Annotated in this window: 13 protein-coding genes and 1 tRNA gene; 10 read left to right on the forward strand and 4 right to left on the reverse strand. The window is 66.6% G+C overall.

Going from position 1 to position 19,060, the window contains the following annotated elements; translation table 11 throughout:
• Positions 1 to 21: 21 nt before the first annotated feature.
• Positions 22 to 471, forward strand: coding sequence for a hypothetical protein (locus ACP7A3_RS13160; protein WP_426255900.1), 450 nt, complete (start codon positions 22 to 24; stop codon positions 469 to 471).
• Here the strand turns inward: ACP7A3_RS13160 and ACP7A3_RS13165 are convergent.
• The 3 genes from ACP7A3_RS13165 to ACP7A3_RS13175 form a co-directional block, all read right to left on the reverse strand.
• Positions 458 to 730 (reverse strand): hypothetical protein, encoded by a 273-nt coding sequence (locus ACP7A3_RS13165; RefSeq protein WP_426255901.1) that lies wholly within the window; start codon positions 728 to 730, stop codon positions 458 to 460. The two genes, ACP7A3_RS13160 and ACP7A3_RS13165, sit on opposite strands and share 14 nt — an antisense overlap.
• Positions 703 to 2,400 (reverse strand): M1 family metallopeptidase, encoded by a 1,698-nt coding sequence (locus ACP7A3_RS13170; RefSeq protein WP_426255902.1) that lies wholly within the window; start codon positions 2,398 to 2,400, stop codon positions 703 to 705. Before ACP7A3_RS13170 ends, ACP7A3_RS13165 begins: the two co-directional genes overlap by 28 nt.
• 228 nt (positions 2,401 to 2,628) lie before the next feature.
• A complete protein-coding gene (locus ACP7A3_RS13175; protein WP_426255903.1) occupies positions 2,629 to 4,326 on the reverse strand; it encodes a M1 family metallopeptidase in 1,698 nt (565 codons plus the stop codon).
• A 219-nt stretch (positions 4,327 to 4,545) separates the two neighbouring features.
• On the opposite strand from ACP7A3_RS13175, the gene lon reads away from it, so the two are divergent.
• The 6 genes from lon to ACP7A3_RS13205 all read left to right on the forward strand — a co-directional run bounded on the left by lon (position 4,546) and on the right by ACP7A3_RS13205 (position 13,180).
• Complete coding sequence (gene lon, locus ACP7A3_RS13180) at positions 4,546 to 6,939, forward strand: endopeptidase La (RefSeq protein WP_294212317.1); 2,394 nt, start codon at positions 4,546 to 4,548, stop codon at positions 6,937 to 6,939.
• A gap of 160 nt (positions 6,940 to 7,099) precedes the next feature.
• The gene (locus ACP7A3_RS13185; RefSeq protein ID WP_426255904.1) at positions 7,100 to 7,372 is read left to right on the forward strand and encodes an HU family DNA-binding protein; all 273 of its coding nucleotides are present in this window, start codon (positions 7,100 to 7,102) and stop codon (positions 7,370 to 7,372) included.
• A 105-nt stretch (positions 7,373 to 7,477) separates the two neighbouring features.
• Positions 7,478 to 7,552: transfer RNA gene (locus ACP7A3_RS13190), tRNA-Val, on the forward strand.
• A 185-nt stretch (positions 7,553 to 7,737) separates the two neighbouring features.
• On the forward strand, positions 7,738 to 8,073 hold the full coding sequence (locus ACP7A3_RS13195; RefSeq protein WP_426255905.1) for a hypothetical protein: 336 nt from the start codon (positions 7,738 to 7,740) through the stop codon (positions 8,071 to 8,073).
• A 516-nt stretch (positions 8,074 to 8,589) separates the two neighbouring features.
• Positions 8,590 to 10,233 carry a hypothetical protein gene (locus ACP7A3_RS13200; RefSeq protein ID WP_426255906.1) on the forward strand — a complete coding sequence of 548 codons (1,644 nt, stop codon included), beginning with the start codon at positions 8,590 to 8,592 and terminating at the stop codon, positions 10,231 to 10,233.
• A gap of 103 nt (positions 10,234 to 10,336) precedes the next feature.
• A complete protein-coding gene (locus ACP7A3_RS13205) occupies positions 10,337 to 13,180 on the forward strand; it encodes a TonB-dependent receptor domain-containing protein (protein ID WP_426255907.1) in 2,844 nt (947 codons plus the stop codon).
• Between the two features lie 160 nt (positions 13,181 to 13,340).
• On the opposite strand, the gene ACP7A3_RS13210 is transcribed toward ACP7A3_RS13205, so the two are convergent.
• A complete protein-coding gene (locus tag ACP7A3_RS13210; protein WP_426255908.1) occupies positions 13,341 to 13,997 on the reverse strand; it encodes a prolyl hydroxylase family protein in 657 nt (218 codons plus the stop codon).
• 134 nt (positions 13,998 to 14,131) lie between these two features.
• On the opposite strand from ACP7A3_RS13210, the gene ACP7A3_RS13215 reads away from it, so the two are divergent.
• The 3 genes from ACP7A3_RS13215 (at position 14,132) to ACP7A3_RS13225 (ending at position 19,036) form a co-directional block, all read left to right on the forward strand.
• Positions 14,132 to 14,974: a type II secretion system protein N gene (locus ACP7A3_RS13215; RefSeq protein ID WP_426255909.1), complete on the forward strand. Its 843-nt coding sequence runs from the start codon at positions 14,132 to 14,134 to the stop codon at positions 14,972 to 14,974.
• The gene (gene gspD, locus ACP7A3_RS13220; protein ID WP_426255910.1) at positions 14,971 to 17,178 is read left to right on the forward strand and encodes a type II secretion system secretin GspD; all 2,208 of its coding nucleotides are present in this window, start codon (positions 14,971 to 14,973) and stop codon (positions 17,176 to 17,178) included. Before ACP7A3_RS13215 ends, gspD begins: the two co-directional genes overlap by 4 nt.
• A 259-nt stretch (positions 17,179 to 17,437) precedes the next feature.
• Positions 17,438 to 19,036 (forward strand): GspE/PulE family protein, encoded by a 1,599-nt coding sequence (locus ACP7A3_RS13225; protein WP_426255911.1) that lies wholly within the window; start codon positions 17,438 to 17,440, stop codon positions 19,034 to 19,036.
• Positions 19,037 to 19,060: the final 24 nt, after the last annotated feature.

Raw genomic sequence — 19,060 nt, forward strand, 5'->3', positions numbered from 1 at the left:
CACCACAGCTGGCCCCTTTGGATGGCCGATCGCTTCGATCTGGGGCGTGTGATCGAACTGGACAGCGCGCCATCCAACCCGGTTCGGGTTCCGCTCGACACGTCCGCGAACGCGTGGAGCTGCGAACTGGCCGGGCAGCGGCTTGACTGGGGCACGGACGTGCGCCGCCTGTTCGGTTATCCGGCCGACCATCGGCCGCAGCGCGAAGAGGTCGTGACGCTGTACGAGGAATCGTCGCGGGCGGCGATGGAGCGGCTGCGCGCCCATGCGATCCGCCATCGGCGCGGCTTCACGCTCGATATCGCGATTCGACCGGTCGATGGCGGGCGCCGTTGGGTGCGGCTGGTCACGATGCCGGTCTGCGAGGGCAAGGCCGTCACTCGCCTGAAGGGTTGGAAGGCTGACGTATCGCACCTCTATGGCGACGCGTCGCCGATGCCGCTGCCCGCGCTGCCGCTCAGTCGCGGATAGGCTTGGGGCGCTGGCGACTGGCGAGCCACAGTCCGGCGGCGATCTGCGCGACAGCGTAGACCCGGCGACGGGCCGGGTGGCCGACGAACGGTCGGACCACGCGCTCTGCGCCCAGCGCCGCGTCTTTCCATAAATCGACATGGCGGTGGGGTTGGGCAAGGCCGATCAGGCCGTCGCCGACCATGAAGATCGCCGCCATCTCTGCCGCGCGGGCGGGCCAGCGGCTGCCCATCAGCGCGCGCCGTGCGTCGGTCGCCATGCCCTTATCTCCTCTACCGCGACGCTGCGCCGCAGGACTTTTGCGTCGGGATCGACGATGTAGTGGGTGCCGACCGGAATAGTAAGCGTGCCGCGGCCGTCGGTCATCGGCAGGCGCGTGGTGGTGGTGCCGATTTGTACGTCGATTGGCATGGGGAATGCGCCGCCGCCGGGCACGGTCCACGCGAAGGTTACGCGGTCGCCGGTGCGCGTCTCGACGAGGTCGGGCAGGGCTGCCTGGCGCAGATAGACGTCGAAGAACCAGCGATAGTCCTTGCCCGTCACCTGCCGGACGAGCGCCTCATATTCCGCGGTCGAACCGAAACGGGGGCGGAAATTGCCGGGGCGCGGATCGGGGCGACCGTAAACGGCAAGGCGCGTGATCCTCCAGAAGGCATCGTCGCCGATCAGCCCGCGCAGGGTGTGGAGCATCCACGATCCCTTGTAATAAATGTCCTGGCCCGCACCGCCCTTGTCGGGTTCGTACACCTCTTCTTCGGTCAGGACCTTGCCCTTCACGATCGGCTGGGCGTTCACGATCTTGTCGCGTTCGGCCTGCATCATCGCGTCATAGCGCGCGCGGCCTTCGCGCCACTGGCCGTAGGCGGGCTGCATGTAGGTGCCATAGCCCTCGTGCAGCCAGTAATCGTCCCAATTGGCGGCGGTGAGCTGGTTGGCGAACCATTCGTGGGAGAATTCGTGCTGGAACAGCCAGTCGAAGCCCTCCAGCGTCTTGGCGTAATCATTGCCGTAGGCGTTGATGGTCTGGTGCTCCATCCCTTTGTGCGGGGTTTCGACGACGCCGACCTTTTCATCGCCGAAGGGATAGGGGCCGACCATGGTTTCGAAGAAATCGAGCGTCGGCGCGAACTCGGCGAAGAGGCGCTCGGCCTGCGCCTTCTCGCCGGGCAGATACCAGTAGGACATGGGGATCGTGTTGCCGAAACGGCTCTTGTAGGTGCCGCTGATCTCCTCATATGGCCCGACGTTGAGCGCGATGGCGTAGGTGTTGGGGTTGCGCGTCCGCCAGTTCCAGCGGGTGCGCCCGTCGGGCATGGTGTCGACGCCGATCAGGCGACCGTTGGAAGGCGCCTTCAGGCCCTTGGGTACGATGATGTGGATGTCGACCAGCGCGGGTTCGCCGGTCGGAAAGTCGAGGCACGGCCAGAACAGGTCGCAGCCATAGCCTTCGGACGTGGTCGCGAACCAGGTGCGACCGTCGGGCGTCTTCGACCAGACCATGCCGTCGTCCCACGGCGCACGCACCGCGACGTGGGGTTGGCCGCCGTAGACGATGCGCGCGGTGACGCTGTCTCCCGCTTTCAGCGCGCGCGGCAGACGGATGGCGAGGCGCCCTTCGGGGTTCGACCAGCTCGCCGGCGTGAGGGGCGTGCCGTCGATGGTGATCGCGGTGACGGGCAGGTTGCGGTCGAGATCGATCAGCAGCGTGGCGACGGGCGCGGTGGCGGTGAAGCGCAGCGTCGCGATGCCGTTCAGCGTTTCGGTGTCGGGCAGCACTTCGAACGTCAGGTCGGCATGGTCGAAGCGGAGCGCGAGCTGTTCGGCGGGGCGGACGCCGCCGGACGTTTGGGTGAGGGGGGTGATCGCGGGCTCGCCCTTCTTGGGGAGCGGTGCGGCGGCGGCGGCGAGCAGGGCGAGGGTGAGGAGCATGGGTCTTTCTTACGCGCATGCTGCGCCGCGCGGGAGGGGGCGCAGAGCGCGTGCTGACGCTGCTCGCCAGCAGCGCCCCAAACTCTTCGTCACCCCGGACTTGTTCCGGGGTCCACTCTGCGGCGCGGGGGCGGCTGGAGGCTCAAAGCATCCCCTCGCGGCCCGGTGGACCCCGGAACAAGTCCGGGGTGACGGGGGGAGTGCGGCTGCCTGCCGCCCTCCACAACGTTACTTCTTCGCCTGTTCCTTTTTCCATGCCTGATAGGCATCCACAGCGTCGTCCTGCTTCAGCACGCGGGACATCGGGTCGACGACGATATGCGCGCCGGCCGGGACCGTGATCGTCGCGAGGCCGCCGGTCATCGGCACCTTGCGCACGACATCGTCCACCGCGACCTCGACGGGGAGCGGGAAGGGCTTGCCGGTCGGGGCGACCCATTTCAGCGTCAGCTGCGTTGCGTTGCGGTTGACGACCAGCTTCGGCAGCGCGGCCTGATAGAGGTAGGTGTCGAAGAACCACTGCCAGTCCTGCCCGGTCACCTGGTTGACGATGGCGATGAATTCGGGCGTCGTCCGGAACTGCGGCGTGAAATTGCCGGGCGCCGGATCGGGGCGGCCGTAGACCTCGCGCCGCAGGATTTCGCCGAAGGCTGCGTCGCCGACGGCGTTGCGCAGCGTGTGGAGGACCCACGATCCTTTGTTGTAGATGTCGCTGCCGCGGCCGGGCGCCTTCTCATACACCTCTTCGGCGGCCTGCGGCTTGCCGGTGACGAGGGGCGATTCGTTGAGGATCGCCGGGCGGCTCGCCAGCATCATCGCGGTGTAGCGCCCATCGCCCTCGCGCCAGCGGCCGTAGAGCGGCTGCATATAGGCGGTGAAGCCTTCGTGCAGCCAGAAGTCGTCCCAGTTGCTCGCGGTGAGCTGGTTGGCGAACCATTCGTGACCGAATTCATGCTGGAACAGCCAGTCGAACCCCTCGGGCGCCTTGGCATAATTGTTGCCATAAGCGTTGATGGTCTGGTGCTCCATGCCCTTGTGCGGCGTCTCGACCACGCCGACCTTCTCGTCCGCCCAGGGGTAGGGGCCGACGGTCGATTCGTAGAAGTCGATCGTGGGGGCGAATTCGGCGAAGAGTTTCTCCGCTTTTTCCTTTTCACCGGGCAGATACCAATAAAACATCGGGATCTCGTTGCCGAAGCGGCTCTTGTAGGTGCCGGCGATCTGTTCATACGGCCCGACGTTTAGCGCGATGCCGTAGAGGTTCGGGTGCTTCGCCTCCCAGTTCCACGTCGAGCGGCCGTCGTCGAGGCGATCGACGCCGAGCAGCTTGCCGTTCGACGGCGCCGACAGCCCCTTGGGTACGGTGATGTGCAGCGTCACCTTCTGCGGCTCATAGGTCGGGTAATCGATGCAGGGCCAGATGAGGTCGCAGCCCTCCATCTGCACAGCGGTCGCGATCCAGGGCTGGCCGTCGGGCGTCTTCGCCCAGACGAAGCCGCCATCCCAGGGCGCGCGCACCGCGGTGTGCGGGCGGCCGCCGTAGACGATCTTGACGGTGAGCTTGGCGTCCTTCGCCGCCTTTTTGGCGAGCGTGATCGTCATCCGGCCTTCGGGGTTGCTGAACCCCGCGTCGACGCCGTCGACCTGCACGGCCGTGACGGTGAAATTCTTGTCGAGATCGACGACCAGCTTGTTGATCCGGTCGCGCGCGGTGAAGGTGAGCGTCGCGGTGCCGTTGATCACCTCTCGCACCGGATCGACCTCGATCGCGAGATCGGCGGTGTCGAGCGTCACCTTCTTCTGCGCGGGATCGAGCGGGCCACCGGACAGAGCGGTCTGCGCGGTGATCGGCGGCATGCCCTTTTCCGCAGCGTGGACCCCCGTCGACAGGAGCAGCAGGGCAGCGAAGGGCAGGCGTGGCGACATCGGTTTCTCCCTGGGGACAGGCGAGCGCCGGTTTCCACGCTGGGCCGGGCGATGACAAGTCCGAAGCGAGCGGCCCGAAGCGATTGCCACAAAAGCGATCGGCCCGAACCCGATCGACCCCGCGGGCTTGCATACCGACCCGTAACGATTGATGCCTATCGCAAGCCACCCCATATAGGCGACAAGGCCGCCCCGGTATCGGGCGGCGTCGGAGTATTCATGACCCTATTTCCCGTCCTTCCCCTGCGCGATATCGTCGTTTTCCCGCACATGATCGTGCCGCTGTTCGTCGGCCGCGACAAATCGGTCGCGGCGCTGGAAGCGGCGATGAATGCCGACAAGGAAATCTTCCTCGTCGCGCAGCTCGACCCCGCGCAGGATGATCCGGCGCGCGAGGACCTGTATGAGGTCGGCGTCACCGCGACCGTGCTGCAGCTGCTGAAGCTGCCCGACGGCACCGTGCGCGTGCTGGTCGAGGGCAAGGCGCGCGGACGGCTGGTCGAGCTGTCCGAGGCGGACGGCTATCTGCAGTCGACGATCGAGATCCTGGAAGAGCGGGTGGCCGAGGGCATCGAGGTCGAGGCGCTGATGCGCTCGGCGGTCGAGCAGTTCGAAACCTACGCCAAGCTCAACAAGAAACTGCCGGCGGAAACCGCGCAGCAGCTGGGCGAGCTGGTCGAGGCGGCGAAGCTGTCCGACGCGCTGATGGCCAACGTCCAGGTCAAGGTCGCCGACAAGCAGGCGCTGCTGGTCGAGCTCGATCCGGTCAAGCGGCTCGAGATGGCCTATGCGCTTATGGAAGGCGAACTCGGCGTCTTGCACGTCGAGAAGAAGATCAAGAGCCGCGTCAAGCGCCAGATGGAGAAGACGCAGCGCGAATATTACCTCAACGAACAGTTGAAGGCGATTCAGCGCGAGCTGGGTAACAGCGACGACGAGGGCGACGGCGACGAGATCGCTGAGCTGACCCAGAAGATCGCGACGCTGAAGCTCAGCAAGGAAGCCCGCGCGAAGGCAACGGGCGAGCTTAAGAAGCTGAAGACCATGGCGCCGATGAGCGCCGAGGCGACCGTCGTGCGCAACTACCTCGACGTGCTGCTCGGCCTGCCGTGGGGCAAGAAGAGCAAGATCAAGAAGGACATCGCCGCCGCGCAGGCGGTGCTGGACGAGGATCACTATGCGCTGGAAAAGGTGAAGGACCGGATCGTCGAATATCTCGGCGTGCAGGCGCGCACCAACAAGTTGAAGGGGCCGATCCTGTGCCTCGTCGGCCCGCCGGGCGTCGGCAAGACCAGCCTTGGCAAGTCGATCGCCAAGGCGACGGGGCGCGAGTTCATCCGCCAGTCGCTGGGCGGCGTGCGCGACGAGGCCGAAATCCGCGGCCATCGCCGGACGTACATCGGCTCGCTGCCGGGCAAGATCGTGACCAACCTGAAGAAGGCCGGCACGTCGAACCCGCTGTTCCTGCTCGACGAGATCGACAAGCTCGGTCAGGATTTCCGTGGCGATCCGGCGTCGGCGCTGCTCGAGGTGCTCGACCCCGAACAGAACGGCAAGTTCAACGATCACTATCTCGAGATCGACATCGACCTTAGCGACGTGATGTTCGTGTGTACCGCGAACACGCTCAACCTGCCGCAGCCGCTGCTCGACCGCATGGAGATCATCCGGTTGGAGGGCTATACCGAGGACGAGAAGGTCGAGATCGCCGAACGCCATCTGGTCGAAAAGCAGATCGAGGCGCATGGCCTGAAGGCGGGCGAGTTCACGCTGACGCAAGCGGGTCTGCGCGCCCTCATCCAGCGCTACACCCGCGAGGCCGGCGTGCGCACGCTGGAGCGCGAGATTGCCAAGCTCGCGCGCAAGGCGCTGCGCCAGATTCTGGAGGGCAAGGCGAGCAGCGTCACGATCACGCCGGACAACCTTCACGAATTCGCGGGCGTGCAGAAGTATCGCCACGGGCTCAGCGAAACCGAACATCAGATCGGCGCGGTGACGGGTCTTGCCTGGACCGAGGTCGGCGGCGAGTTGCTGACGATCGAGAGCGTGACGGTTCCCGGCAAGGGCGCGGTGAAGACCACCGGCAAGCTGGGCGACGTGATGAAGGAATCGGTGCAGGCGGCCTTCAGCTTCGTCCAGGCGCGTAGCCCCAGCTATGGCATCAAGCCCTCGCTGTTCCATCGCAAGGACATCCATATCCATCTGCCCGAAGGCGCGGTGCCGAAAGACGGGCCGTCGGCGGGTATCGGCCTCGTCACGTCGATCGTATCGACGCTGACCGGCGTGCCGGTGAAGAAGGACGTCGCGATGACCGGCGAGGTGACGCTGCGCGGTCGTGTGTTGCCGATCGGGGGCCTGAAGGAAAAGCTGCTCGCCGCGCTGCGCGGCGGCATCACGACGGTGCTGATCCCGCAGGAGAATGAGAAGGATCTCGCCGACATCCCGCAGAACGTGAAGGATGGCCTGACCATCGTTCCCGTGAGCCATGTCGACGAGGTGCTGACGCTGGCGCTGACCGAGCCGCTGGAGGCGATCGATTGGACCGACGCCGACGAACTTGCGGCGCTGCCCCCGACAGGGGTTGCGCCCGCGGGCGGCGAGTTGCATCACTGAGCACTTGGCGACCCTTAGGGTCCGTGTATTAACGCTATCGAACGGCCGCGTCGAAGAGGGCGCGGCCATAATCATTTGACATGCCCGCCCGCGACAGCGTTATTCGCTGTTCCGGCGGGGCAATGATTCTGACGCTCATGCCAAAGGGGGCAGTAACTCGATGAACAAGCAGGAATTGATCGCGGCTGTCGCGGACATGTCGGGCCTCGCCAAGGGCGATGCGGTCAAGGCGGTCGAAGCGGTGTTCGACGCGATCTCCGCAAGCCTCAAGAAGGGCGACGAAGTGCGCCTGGTCGGGTTCGGCACCTTTTCGGTGTCGAAGCGCAAGGCGTCGACGGGCCGCAACCCGCGCACCGGCGAGCCGATGACGATCAAGGCATCCAGCCAGCCCAAGTTCAAGGCCGGCAAGGGCCTGAAGGATTCGGTCAACTGATCCCAGCGGGCGGGGCGATATTCGGGCGCAAATTTTTTCGCGCAAGGATTTTGCACTGGACAGGGGGCCACGCCGCCCCCTAAAGGCCCGCCTCCGAACTGTTTCGGGCGCGTAGCTCAGCGGTAGAGCACACCCTTCACACGGGTGGGGTCACAGGTTCAATCCCTGTCGCGCCCACCATATCAGCCCGCCAGGTCGCATCGACCGGCGGGCTTTTTGGTGCGCTGCGTCCGTCGGGCCGCGAGGCGATCACGCGCCGGCCCTGTTGCCCGTTCGTGTCATATCCCTGTCATTTTGTCGTTGCGCCTCGGGAACAATGCGGGGCCCGTGCGCTTTAACGCCTTCACATTTCAGGGAGAGTGGTGATGGTGGACTATACGACCGATCGGACCGGACAGCGCGTCGTGGTGGAACGTCGCGGCGGTGCAGGCCGTGTGCTGGCGATCGTCGCGGTCGTCCCGCTCGTGATCGTCGGCCTGCTGTTCGCGACCGGCTTCTGGAGCGCCAAGGTCACGAAGGAAGGCTCGCTGCCGTCGGTCGACGTCAGCGCCAAGGGCGGTTCGCTGCCGAAGGTCGATCTCGATTCGAAGGAAGTCGTCGTCGGCACCACCGAAAAGACGGTCGAAGTGCCCAAGGTGAAGACCGAGAAGGAAACGATCTCGGTTCCCGCCGTCGGCGTGAAGGACAACGGCGAGAAGTAAGCGCACGCTTCTCGCATGATGCGACGGGCGTCCTCCGTGGGGAGGGCGCCCGTTTTGTTTGTCGGGCGTTTGTGGCGTTTGGGGTGTCGTGGATCGGCGAGCTGGCCGTGTCCTCCCCTCCGTCAGCGCTGTGCGCTGCCACCTCCCCCTGGCGGGGGAGGACTGACATGCGTCAAAAGTCCTCCCTCGCTCTAGCGGGGGAGGGGGACCGCGCCCGGAGGGCGTGGTGGAGGGGGCGTTTACGCAGGAGAGCGGCTTGCCGAGATACGTCGGCGGCTCCCCCCTTATTGGTCATCAACTGTAGGCATATTAATCGCTTAGCTAGCGCCGCACCCCGTCGGCAGTGTCACGAAACCGTCGCATCATCGTAACGGAACCGTCTCGAAATCCTCACGATGGCGTCATTCAACGCGCCTAACCGCCGCTTCAGGGATCGGCGAACGGGGGAACCTTGGTCGATCGCGGGCACGCAGCCCGACTTCGCGACAACGCATATCGACCGGGAGCATTTCGATCATGGCGACCACCACGCGCTACGGCAAATTCCTCATGACGTCCGCCGCCTGCCTCGCGCTTGCCGGCTGCGGCGGCGCGGACAACGTCGCCTCGCCCGGCGCGGGCAGCGTGACGATCGTGCAGCCGGCTCCGACGCCGACGCCGACCGCCCCCACGCCGACGCCCAGCGCGATCACCGCGGCGCAGTTCGCCGCCGTCACCACGGTGAACGGCATCTCGATCACCGCCGACGAACAGCTGGCGATCGTGAATGCGGGCAGCAACAACAACATCAACGGCACCGGCGCGCAGCTGAACGGCGTCTACCCCGTCTCGTCGACGTCGCTGACCACCGCGACCGACCCGTCGTCGATCAACAGCTTCTTCACCAGCACCAATTACGTCGGTGCCCTGAACGGCCCGAGCGACACGAGCTTCCAAGGCTGGACCTGCAACTCGACCGCGGCGGAATTCGGCGGGTCGGGCGCGCGCTGCACCGCGGTGCCGGCGATCGGCACGCTGGCGAGCGGCACCGCCTGCCCGACGGGCACGGTCACCGCGACCGGTGGCAGCGGCACCGCGACCGCGGCGACGGTCGGCGGCTTCAAGGTGTGCGACATCCCGCAGGCGATCACCACCAGCCTGACCCTGCCACGCATACCCGGCATCGCCTATCGCCTGACCGGCCAGACCGAAGTGGGCACCGATCTGGGCTCGACCGGCGGCACCGGCGCGACGCTGACGATCGAGGCGGGCGTGACCGTCTTCTCCAACGCCAATGAGGCGACCAACGACCTGCTGCTGGTCAACCGCGGTTCGAAGCTGGTGGCGATCGGCACGCGCGACGCGCCGATCATCTTCACCTCGCAGCAGAACGTGACCTCGGCGACCGGCGAATCGGAAACCAGCCAGGGCCATTGGGGCGGCATCATCCTGCTCGGCCGTGCGCCGACCGGCGTGTGCGCCAGCGGCACCGGCCCGAACAATGCGGCGGGCAGCTCGACCACCTGCCAGCAGGCGATCGAGGGCGTTACCGGCCGCTTCTACGGCGGGCCGACCACGGGCGACTCGTCGGGCCAGATGTCCTACGTCCAGATCCGCTATTCGGGCATCGCGATCAGCGACGGCAACGAACTGCAGGGCCTGACGCTGGGCGGCACCGGCTCGGGCACGATCATCGACCATATCCAGAGCCACAATTCGGCGGATGACGGCATCGAGATCTTCGGCGGCAACACCAACATCAAGTACATCGCGGTCACCGGCGCCGACGACGACGGCTTCGACATCGACAACGGCTATCGCGGCTTCATGCAGTTCATGATCGCGGCGCAGCGCGTCGGCGGCGCGACGGTCGACAGCTTCTCGACCGAGATCGACTCGAACAACGCCGAGGATCTGCTGCCGCGCACCTTCTCGACCTACGCCAACTTCACCTTCATCCAGACCGCGCTGGCGCCGGCTGCGATCCGTCAGCGTGGCGGGTCGGACATGCGCTACGTCAACGGCATCGTGAAGACGGTGAGCAACGTCGCCTGCATCAACCTCGTCGCCGGCGAGCAGACCAGCGGCGGCCGCACGACGATCCGGCCGAAGGACGACACGCTGCAGGACTTCGGCCCGCCGACGTTCAACTCGATCTACTTCGCCTGCCAGGGCCGCTGATGCGGTGGGGACGCACCCGTCCCCAGCCAGCATCGGTTCCGGGGTGGCGGCAACGCCGCCCCGGACACCTGTATCTACAGCCTCCTGTCCGGGATTGACGGTCATGTCGCAGCGGCACGCTTTCGCCACCCTTCTTCTTCTTTCCACCACGTTGGTGGCGCCGGCCGCGCTGGCGCAGACCAATGGCGCCGGCGCCCCGGCGCAGACCTCGACGCCCGCGACCGCCAGCCCGAGCGGCGCGGCCGACCCGCAGAGTGCGGCGCCGACCTCGACCGATCAGCAGGAGGCACCCGTCGAGGTGTCCGCACCCGGCATGAATGGCGATGGCGCGGATATCGTCGTCGTCGGCCGCAACATCCCCAACGTCGTCCGCGCGACGCCGCAGATCGTCTCGGTCCTGTCGACCGCCGACATCGCGCGCACGGGCGAGGGCGACATCGCCGGCGCGCTGACCCGCGTCACCGGCCTGTCGGTCGTCGGCGGTGGTTTCGTCTACGTGCGCGGCCTGGGCGATCGTTATTCGTCGTCGCTGCTCAACGGATCGCCGCTGCCGTCGCCCGAGCCGCTGCGCCGGTCGGTGCCGCTCGACATCTTCCCGACGACGATCGTCGGATCGGCGCTGGTCCAGAAGACCTATTCGGTAAACTATCCGGGCGAATTCGGCGGTGGCGTCATCAACCTGACGACCAAGGCGATTCCCGACAAGAATTTCGTCCAGGTCGGCGGATCGATCGCAGCCGACGATTCGACGACGAGCGAGCTCGGCTACACCTATTACGGCGGTGGCGCGGACTGGATCGGCTATGATGACGGCACGCGGAAAGTGCCCGCGTTCATCCGCAACGCCCCGAAGGGCAGCGGCATCATCCCGGCGGCGCAGGTCGCGCAACTGTCCAACGCCTCGACGACCTTGCTCCAGCGCAACAATCAGCTGCCGGCGAACTGGTCGGGCGAGATCAGCGGCGGGTCGGTGTATGACATCGGGGCGTCGCGCCTCGGCGTGATCGCGTCGCTCAGCGCCAGCAACACCTTCCGCACGCGATCGGCGGTGCAGCAGGACAGCGTGTCGGCGGATGGCACGCTGCGCAATGACTTCCGCACGCTGCTGACCGACAACCGCATCGTCGCCAACGCGCTGATCGGCCTGGGCCTCGAATTCGGCGAGAATACGCTGCGCTGGACCAACGTCTACATTCACGACACGTTGAAGCAGGCGCGCGGGTCCGCGGCGGAGCTGTACAACAACGCCAGCGGCCTGCGCTTCCAGCAGAACACCAACTGGTTCGAACGCCAGCTGATCGAGACGCAGCTGGTCGGCGAGTTCAAGATCACCGACGCGTTGAAGGTCGACGCGCGCGGCGCCTATGCCAATTCGAAGCGCAACGCGCCCTATGAGCGGCAGTTCGACTATCTCTGCTCGGCGACGACGACCAACGGCTATCCGATCACCAGCGACGGCATCCAGCAGGCCGGCGGCTTCCAGTGCAACGGCGCCTATCAGGTGACGCAGCGCTTCACGCCCTTCGCCTCGATCATCTTCAGCGAGCTGAACGAGGATCTGTGGACCGGTCAGGCGGACGCATCGTACAAGATCGACGCCGATCGGCCGATCACGCTGTCGGCGGGCTATTTCTATCAGGACACCAAGCGCCGTTCGTCACGGCTCGTCTTCAACTATCAGACGTCGCGTGGCGGCGGCACCGCGCCGGGCTATCCCTATAATCTGCTGCGGCCGGATTACCTGCTCAGCCCCGACGTGCTCAACAATGCCTGCCCGCTGACCGCAAACACCGATCCCTGCACGATCCAGCTGCAATTCAACACGCAGGCGGGCGCCTATCGCTACGATGCGAAGCTCAACGTGCATGCGGGCTATGTCCAGGCCGAGGCGGAGGCGTTCGACGGCCTGCGCGCGGTGATCGGTGTCCGCTACGAGAAGGGCGACGAGCGGGTCACGCCGTTCGGTGTCACGACGGGCGGTACGCGGCTGCGCAACGATTACTTCCTGCCGGCATCGACGCTGACGTGGAATTTCGCGCCCGACATGCAATTGCGTGCGAGCGCCGCCAAGACGATCTCGCGCCCGCAGTTCCGCGAACTCGCACCGCAGCAGTTCCGCGATCCCGATTCGGATCGGCTGTTCTTTGGTAACCCGTTGCTGCGCGACAGCGAGCTGTACAACCTCGAGGCGCGCTACGAATGGTTCTTCAAGCGCGACCAGCGCTTCACGCTGGCGGGCTTCTACAAGCGGATCGATCGCCCGATCGAGCAGGTCGGCTTCTACACCGGCGCCGACGACCGGTTGCAGACGGGCTTCACCTATCTGCCCAAGGCCGTGCTGTATGGCGGCGAAATCGAGCTGCAGAAGTATTTCCCGCTGGGTGACCTGTTCGCCGGCAGCGATTTCTTCGCAACGCGGCGCGCCTTGCTGATCGCCAACTATACCTACACCAAGTCGAAGATCACTGCGGACGGCACCTGCGTGCCCAACCCGGCGGTCGACTTCCGCTCGACGGGGACGGGCTTGGCGGGCTGCGGCTCGAAGCTCGGGCCTGCGGGGCTGCTGTTCCGCGATGGCGCGCCGCTGACCGGCCAGTCGGACCATCTGGTCAACGTGCAGGTCGGGATCGAGGACAAGGAATCGCTGTCGCAGATCACCTTGCTGTTCAACTATGCGAGCGATCGCGTGACGAACCGCGGGCCGTCGAACCTGGGCGGCAACACCTTCCAGCCCGATATCGTCGAGCATCCCGGCATCCGCCTGGACCTGGTCGCGCGCCAGGGTGTCAAGCTGCTCGGCGGGGAGTTCGAGATCAAGGCGGAGGCGCGCAACCTCACGCGGACGCGCTATAACGAGAGCCAGACCTTCGCGAGCGGCAAGGAAGTGTACATCAACCGTTACAATCTCGGCCGGGTGTTCAGCCTGGGGTTGAGCGCGACGTTCTGATCGGGGAGGGGCGAGACGTTTCCGCCTCCCATCCGTCACCCCGGACTCGTTCCGGGGTCCACTCCGCGGCGAGGGGGGAGGCTAGAGGCTCTCGCCGTCCCCTTGCGGCCCAGCGAACCCCGGACCAAGTCCGGGGTGACGGGTGGGAGCGGAGAAAGCGCTACCCCCACACCCGCTCGCGATACCATTTCGTGATGACGTATTTCGTCCCCGCGCGTACCTTCATCCCCTGATGCAGGGTCGCAGGATTGAGCGTCCCGTCGGGGCGGCGGTTGTTCCAGGCGACGAGCTTGCCGGTTTCGGGCTGGACGATCTTGTCGACCGCCTTGAACCGGGTCGCGCCGCCCGCTTCGGGCGCGTTGAGATAGACCATGAGCGTCCACGTCCGGTTGCCCGCGACCGAGCAATAGCGGTCATAGTCCGCGCCATCGGGTTCGAAATAGTCGGTATGTCCCTTGAATTCCTGCCCCACCGCATAGCGTTGCCCTTGCAACGGCTCGCCGTGCGCGGGGTGAAGGCCGGTGAAGGCGGTGAAGCGCGCCTCGACCGCCTGCACCAGCGGATCGCCCGCGAACAGGTCGCCCGTCTCGCTGGTGCGAAACGCGGCGTCGCCATTGGGGTCGGCGATCGTCGACGGGCGGCGGACCGCATCGATCTGGTCGATCAACGCCGCGCAGGTGTCGCCATCCAGAAAGTCGCGAACCAGGAACAGGTCGAGCTTCGGGCTGGGCACTTTCTGCACGCCGGGCTGCGACAGGATGCGGCGCGCAATCGCCTGGCCTTCCAGCCCATTGCCGAGCAGGGTCATATCGGTCATGGCGGGGGTCATATCACCGGCGGCGACATGCCGGAAAGGGGGCGCCGAAAAGAGGCTAAGGCGCATAGCACCCCATTGACGCACAAGCGTAACATGGCATGCGTAGGCCGAGGCACGCGGGACGGGACGATATCATGCGCTTGAGATTCGACGCGCGCACGCGGCGCATCCTGCGCCGGCTGCCCGTCGTGAACGTCTACTCGCTTGCCGAGCTGGTGTTGATCGGCGGCCTCGCCATCCAGTCGGCGCGGCTGTTCTGGACGATCGTGACGCCGATCGCGCCGCTGGGCGATTGGCGACCGGCGGAGGTCGCGGTGCCGGGGCGACCGTATGACGTGCTGGCGGGCTTCGATCCGTTCTTCCGTCTGGGCACGCGCGCGCCGGCCCAGGCCACCGTCACGTCGCTGCAGCTCAACCTGTTCGGTATTCGCGTCGACGAGGCGTCGGGCCGCGGGTCGGCGATCGTCGCGGGACCCGACAATGTGCAGAAGAGCGTCGCGGTCGGCGAAGAAATCCTGCCCGGCGTCCGGCTGAAGTCGGTGTCGTTCGACCATATCACGATCGATCGCGGCGGCACGGCCGAGGATTTGTATCTGGTCCAGTCGGATGCGCCGGGCGCGGGCGCGCCTGCAGCGATCCCTGCCGCACCGGCCGGTGCCCCGATCGCCCCGCCCATGACGGACGCCGCACCGGCGATCAAGGCGAGCCAGATCCGCAACGAGATCGGCTTTATCCCGCGCATCGATGGCGGTCGCATCTCCGGCCTGGTCGTTCGGCCGCAAGGGTCGGGCACGCTGTTCCGCACCGCGGGCCTGCGCGAAGGCGATGTCGTCACCGCGATCGGCGGGCGGCCGGTAAGCGGCCCGCAGGACCTCGATCGCATCGCCGCCGATTTCGCCGGCGGCGGATCGCTTCCCATCACCGTCGAACGCGGCCAGCAGACGCTCGCGCTCGCCCTTACGATCGCTCCGCAATGACCATGAAGACGTTCTACCCCGCGCTGCTGCTGTCGACCGCAGCGCTCGGCCTGCCGATCTCGGCGATGGCGCAGACGACGCTGAACGTGCGCGACGCCGATATCCGCGCATTCATCGCCGATGCCGCGCGGGTGACCGGGCGCACGTTCATCATCGATTCGCGCGTCAACGGCAAGGTGACCGTCGTCACCGACCGGCCGCTGTCCAAGTCCGAATATTTCGAGACGTTCCTGTCGACGCTGCGGGCGAACGGGCTGGTCGCGGTGCCCACCGGCAATGGCGCGTTCCGCATCCAGCCGATCGACAATGCCGCATCCCAGCCGAGCCGCATCGGCCTGGGCGGCGCGGCGCGTAACAGCTTCGTGACCGAGATCGTGCGGCTGCGATCGGTCGATGCGCAGCAGGCGATCGATACCGTACGCCCGCTGGTCAGCGCGCAAGGCTCGGTCAGCGCCAACCGCGGCTCGAACAGCCTCGTCATCGTCGACTTCGCCGACAACATCCGGCGTATCCGCGAAGTGCTGCGCCGGGTGGACAGCGACAATGCCTCGACCCGCGTCGTCGCGCTGAAGAATGCGAGCGCCAAGGAGATTGCGACGGCGTTGCAGGGCCTCAGCGGCGGGGCGCAGGGCGGTCAGGGCGTACCGGGCGGCGTCGGCACCAGCGTAACGGCGGTCGACAGTAGCAATTCGGTCATCATCCGCGGCGATCCCTCCAGCGTCGCGCGGCTGGTGTCGGTGGCGCAGGATCTTGACCAGAAGGCGAAGAACGGCACCGAAATCCGCGTCGTGTTCCTGGAGAATGCCGATGCGGCGCAGTTGCTGCCGGTGCTCCAGCAACTGGTCGGGCAGGCGCCCGACGCGGTGCAGGAGACGCCGCTGTCGCGCACGCAGACGGGGTTCGGCACCAACACCGGCAGCGCGGCGGCGGTGCAGCGCCCTCCGGCCGCCAGCGCCCCGGTGCAGCAGAGCAGCGGCGGCGGCGCCACGGGCCAGCCGGCGATCACCACGCAAGGCGGTCGCACCGCCGCGGTCGTGACGCGCTTCCAGGGTGCCAATGCGATCGTCATCGCCGCGCCCGCGGACATCCAGCGCCAGCTGTCCGATGTCGTGCACCAGCTTGATACGCGGCGCGAGCAGGTGCTGATCGAGGGGATCGTCGCCGAAGTGTCCGACGCGACGGTCAACCGCCTGGGCGCGCAGTTCATCCTCGCCAATCCGTCGGGCGGGGCATTCGCCGCCTCGACCTTCTCGAACAGCGCGCCCAACATCCTGCAGATCGCCGGCGCGATCGGCGCGCGCGAGCTGGGGCGCAACACGACGACGACGATCGCCAACGGCGTGACGACGACCGTGACGACGAACAATGCGTCGGATCAGCTGACGCAGAGCGCGATCAGCTCGATCATCGGATCCTCGGGCGGCTTCGGCGGGTTCGGCGGCAAGGTCGGCGACTTCATCTTCGGCGCGATCATCAACGCCGTGAAGAGCGACACGACGTCGAACCTCTTGCAGGTCCCCCACCTCGTCACGCTCGACAATCAGGAAGCGCACAGCCTGGTCGGACAGGAAATTCCGATCACCACCGGGCAGGCGCTGTCGAACAATTTCGACAATACCTTCCGCACCACCCAGCGCGAGAATGTCGGCATCGAGCTGACCGCGCGGCCGCAGGTCAATTCCAGCGGAACGGTGAAGCTGAACCTGCGGCTCGAGGTCAGCTCGATCGCCGGGCCGGTGTCGAACGACAATAGCGACCTGATCCTCAACAAGCGCGAGATCGAGACGGTGCTGACCGTCGACGAAGGCCAGATCGCGGTGATGGGCGGGCTGCTGAGCGACGAGGAACGGCGGACGATCGAGAAGATCCCGCTGCTCGGCGATATCCCCGTGCTGGGCAATCTGTTCAAGTCCAAGGCGAAATCGCGCAACAAGACGAACCTGATGATCTTCATCCGCCCGACGATCCTGCGATCGGCGGCGGATGCGCGGAGGGTCGCCGAGCAGCGCTACGGTTACCTGCGTCTGCAGCAGGGGTTGCAGTCACCGGGCGAGGAGCCGTCGATCGACCAGCTGGTGCGCGACTATATGGGCGCCGCGCCGCCGATCCCGTCCGCGCCCGTGCCGGGGAATATCGAGGACCCGCGCGTCGCGGTGCCGGTGCAGCACAATACGACCAGGGTTATCCGGCCGAGGGACCGGTGAAGCGGTTTCTCGCCTCTCGGTCATCCCGGCGCAGACCGGGATCCATGGTTGCGGTGGTGGCTGTTGGAGCGCGGGCCATGAGCGTCTCGCGTCCATGGATCCCGGCGTTCGCCGGGATGACGAAGGAGGGGGCTGGGGGCTTTCCACATCCGTCATTCCCGCGAAGGCGGGAATCCAGACTGGCTACCCTTTCGGCTCCTTCGCCGGACCTGCGCGTCTGGATTCCCGCCTTCGCGGGAATGACGGTTAGGGGGATCGTATGACGATGATCATCCGCCCCGGCTCCGAAATCGACGAGCCCGCCGCGCTGGCCGACCCGGACGTTGCGCCGGTCGTCGAGCCGACGCCGTCGTTGCCGCTTGATCCGCTGCCGATGCTCGCCATCCCCTATGCTTTCGCGAGGCGGTTCGGCGTCGTCGTGCAGCATACCGATACCGACACGCATCTGACCGTGGCGCTGCGCACCGGCGCCGATCCGCGCGCGTTGCTGGAGGTCCGCCGCTACCTCGCCCGGCCATTCGATGTCGTTATAGTCGAGGCGCCCGCGTTCGATCGTTTGCTGTCCGACAGCTACGCCATGGACGGGCAGGCGAATGCGCTTGCCGCAGTCGGCATGGGCGATGAACTCGACAGCCTCGCCGAAGGGCTGCCGACGGCGGAGGACTTGCTCGACACCGCCGACGACGCGCCGGCGATCCGCCTGATCAACGGCATCATCGCCGATGCCGCTCGCAACGGCGTCAGCGATATCCACATTGAGCCGTATGAGACGGGGCTGATCGTCCGCATGCGCATCGACGGCGTATTGCGCGAGACGTTGCGCATGCCGCCGCATGTCGCCCCCGTCGTCGTCAGCCGCGTCAAGGTGATGGCGCGCCTCGATATCGCCGAGCGCCGCGTGCCGCAGGATGGGCGCATGGGGCTGACCTTGGGCGGTAAATTGCTCGACGTCCGCGTCTCGACATTACCCAGCCGCGCGGGCGAGCGGGTGGTGCTGCGTATCCTCGATAAGGACAATGCGGGCATCGACCTCGATGCGCTCGGCATGGACGAGCGGATGTACGCGCTGCTACGCGGCGCTTTAGCCGAGCCCAACGGGATCATCCTCGTCACCGGGCCGACCGGCTCCGGCAAGACGACCTCGCTGTACGGTGCGCTGCGGCTGCTCAACGATGGCAGCCGCAACATCCTGACGGTCGAGGACCCGGTCGAATATGCCGTCGAGGGCGTCGGGCAGACGCAGGTCAATCCGAAGGTCGGGCTGACCTTCGCCGCGGGGCTGCGCGCTATCCTGCGTCAGGATCCGGACGTGGTGATGGTCGGCGAAATCCGCGATCGCGAGACCGCGGAGATCGCGGTGCAAGCGTCGCTGACCGGCCACCTCGTGCTGTCGACCGTCCACACCAACGACGCGATCGGCGCGATCACCCGCATGCGTGACATGAAGGTGGAGCCGTTCCTGCTGGCCTCGACCCTGCGCGCAGTCATCGCGCAGCGGCTGGTGCGGCGGCTGTGCCCGGCGTGCCGGCGACCGGTGCAGGGCAGCAGCGTGGCGGGCCTGCTCGGGATCGAACCCGAGGCGACGGTGTACGAAGCGGTGGGCTGCGCGGAATGCAACCACAGCGGCTTCAAGGGGCGGATCGGCGTGTTCGAAGCGGTGCGCGTCGACGATACGATCCGCCGCTTCATCAACGACGGCGCGGATGAGACGGCGATCGCCGCGCATGCCTTTGCGCGCAGCCCGACGCTGGCACAGGCGGCCGAGGCGCTGGTGCGGCGCGGGCTGACGACACCCGAGGAGGCGATCCGCGTGAGCCGGCGCGATGCGACGGACGTGGTGGATGAGGTGGAGGCGTGACGCCCCTCACCCCTCCGCGGCTGC

The organism is Sphingomonas sp. DC5200-1 (genome assembly GCF_049897245.1).
Lineage (GTDB): Bacteria > Pseudomonadota > Alphaproteobacteria > Sphingomonadales > Sphingomonadaceae > Sphingomonas > Sphingomonas aquatilis.

Bases quoted from the DNA above. Each gene is read 5' to 3' on its own strand.
- ACP7A3_RS13160 (WP_426255900.1), top strand. From the start codon at position 22: ATGGCCGATCGCTTCGATCTGGGGCGTGTGATCGAACTGGACAGCGCG.
- ACP7A3_RS13165 (WP_426255901.1), bottom strand. From the start codon at position 730: ATGGCGACCGACGCACGGCGCGCGCTGATGGGCAGCCGCTGGCCCGCC.
- ACP7A3_RS13170 (WP_426255902.1), bottom strand. From the start codon at position 2,400: ATGCTCCTCACCCTCGCCCTGCTCGCCGCCGCCGCCGCACCGCTCCCC.
- ACP7A3_RS13175 (WP_426255903.1), bottom strand. From the start codon at position 4,326: ATGTCGCCACGCCTGCCCTTCGCTGCCCTGCTGCTCCTGTCGACGGGG.
- lon (WP_294212317.1), top strand. From the start codon at position 4,546: ATGACCCTATTTCCCGTCCTTCCCCTGCGCGATATCGTCGTTTTCCCG.
- ACP7A3_RS13185 (WP_426255904.1), top strand. From the start codon at position 7,100: ATGAACAAGCAGGAATTGATCGCGGCTGTCGCGGACATGTCGGGCCTC.
- ACP7A3_RS13195 (WP_426255905.1), top strand. From the start codon at position 7,738: ATGGTGGACTATACGACCGATCGGACCGGACAGCGCGTCGTGGTGGAA.
- ACP7A3_RS13200 (WP_426255906.1), top strand. From the start codon at position 8,590: ATGGCGACCACCACGCGCTACGGCAAATTCCTCATGACGTCCGCCGCC.
- ACP7A3_RS13205 (WP_426255907.1), top strand. From the start codon at position 10,337: ATGTCGCAGCGGCACGCTTTCGCCACCCTTCTTCTTCTTTCCACCACG.
- ACP7A3_RS13210 (WP_426255908.1), bottom strand. From the start codon at position 13,997: ATGACCGATATGACCCTGCTCGGCAATGGGCTGGAAGGCCAGGCGATT.
- ACP7A3_RS13215 (WP_426255909.1), top strand. From the start codon at position 14,132: ATGCGCTTGAGATTCGACGCGCGCACGCGGCGCATCCTGCGCCGGCTG.
- gspD (WP_426255910.1), top strand. From the start codon at position 14,971: ATGACCATGAAGACGTTCTACCCCGCGCTGCTGCTGTCGACCGCAGCG.
- ACP7A3_RS13225 (WP_426255911.1), top strand. From the start codon at position 17,438: ATGACGATGATCATCCGCCCCGGCTCCGAAATCGACGAGCCCGCCGCG.